1 protein-coding gene is annotated in these 1,629 nt (G+C 55.7%); it reads left to right on the top strand.

The features are described 5' to 3' along the window. Positions 1 to 105 precede the first annotated feature (105 nt). Entirely contained in the window at positions 106 to 1,005 is a 900-nt protein-coding gene (locus ACW9IR_RS29290; RefSeq protein ID WP_110719349.1) for a hydroxymethylglutaryl-CoA lyase, read from the top strand. The last annotated feature ends 624 nt before the right edge of the window (positions 1,006 to 1,629 follow it).

The following is a 1,629-nucleotide window of genomic DNA, read 5'->3' as shown; positions in this document are numbered from 1 at the left end:
ATAGCGGTGTATCAGTCGAACAAATATTATCTGACGCACCGCTATCGCGAGCAGGCTCACTCCTACAGGGGTTCTCCACGAATTCAAAAGAGCAGGTCAACCGCCATGTCCCTCCCCTCCCAAGTACGCCTGATCGAAGTCGGCCCGCGCGATGGCCTGCAGAACGAAGCCCAACCGATCAGCGTCGCCGACAAGGTGCAACTGGTCGACGCTTTGAGCGCCGCCGGCCTTGGCTATATAGAAGTCGGCAGTTTCGTCTCACCGAAATGGGTGCCGCAGATGGCCGGTTCTGCCGAGGTGTTCACACAAATCCAGCGCAAACCCGGCGTGACCTACGGTGCACTGGCGCCGAACCTGCGCGGCTTCGAAGACGCCATAGCCGCCGGGGTCAAGGAAGTCGCGGTGTTCGCCGCCGCGTCTGAGGCGTTCTCACAGCGCAACATCAACTGCTCGATCAGCGAAAGTCTGGCGCGCTTTGCACCGATCATGGAAGCGGCGAAACAGCACGGCGTTACCGTGCGCGGTTACGTGTCCTGCGTGCTCGGTTGCCCGTATGAAGGCACGGTCGCGCCGGAACAAGTGGCGATGGTCGCGCGCGAGTTGTATGCGATGGGCTGCTACGAAGTTTCGCTCGGAGACACCATTGGCACCGGCACCGCTGGCGCGACTCGCCGTCTGTTCGAAGTGGTTTCAGCGCAAGTGCCACGAGAAAAACTGGCCGGGCATTTCCACGACACTTACGGCCAGGCCATGGCCAATATCTATGCCAGCCTGCTTGAAGGCATTTCGGTGTTCGACAGCTCTATCGCGGGCCTCGGCGGCTGCCCGTACGCCAAAGGCGCGAGCGGTAACGTTGCTACCGAAGATGTGGTGTACCTGCTCAACGGCCTCGGCATCAAGACCGGAATCGACCTGGACGCCTTGATTGCTGCGGGTCAGCAGATCAGCGCGGTGCTCGGTCGCCCGAGCGGTTCGCGCGTGGCCAAGGCTCGCAGCGCACAGTGAGGGGACAAGGTGTTACCGCTGTGTCCGGAATGTGGGTTCAAGCGAGTAACACGGAAACAAATTGTCTAGTTTCGTCGGGGTGAAAAAACGCCTAAATTTTCAAGCAATTGATTTATAAAGGATTTTAAAAGTTGGCACGGCTTCTGCTATCTCTATGGCATAACAAGAATAAAAAGCAGCAAACCAATAAAAATAAGACGTACCGACTCTGACATAACAAAAACAACACGGCAGAGACGCAGCTAACAGATTTTTTTGGAGAAGGTGTGCTTTTCAGGGTGCTCTCAGGAGTGACCCGCAACCGGGCAGAGAACAATAAAACTACCTTCAGGTAGCTCCCGAATCGGTTGGATCGTTTAACGAGAAAGTAGATCAGCGCTCAAAAAAATACGTTTGCTCTTGACCCCGGATGGGGGTCGCCAAAAACAGCGGTAAAGGGCCACGGTTGCCAAAAACAACAACAGACCGACCCTCAATAATAAAAAAGAGCACGCGACGACAAAATTAAAGGGGAGCCTCGGCTCCCCTTTGTGCTTTCTGTGATTCCTCTTTCCAACACCGATCCCCTGTAGGAGTGAGCCTGCTCGCGATAGCGGTGTGTCAGTCAATATTTGCGTCGACTGG

Source organism: Pseudomonas sp. SDT291_1_S447 (assembly GCF_054070155.1).
The sequence above is the reverse complement of the archived record's forward strand: the minus strand, read 5'-3'. Positions and strand labels throughout refer to the sequence as shown.

Bases quoted from the DNA above. Each gene is read 5' to 3' on its own strand.
- ACW9IR_RS29290 (WP_110719349.1), top strand. From the start codon at position 106: ATGTCCCTCCCCTCCCAAGTACGCCTGATCGAAGTCGGCCCGCGCGAT.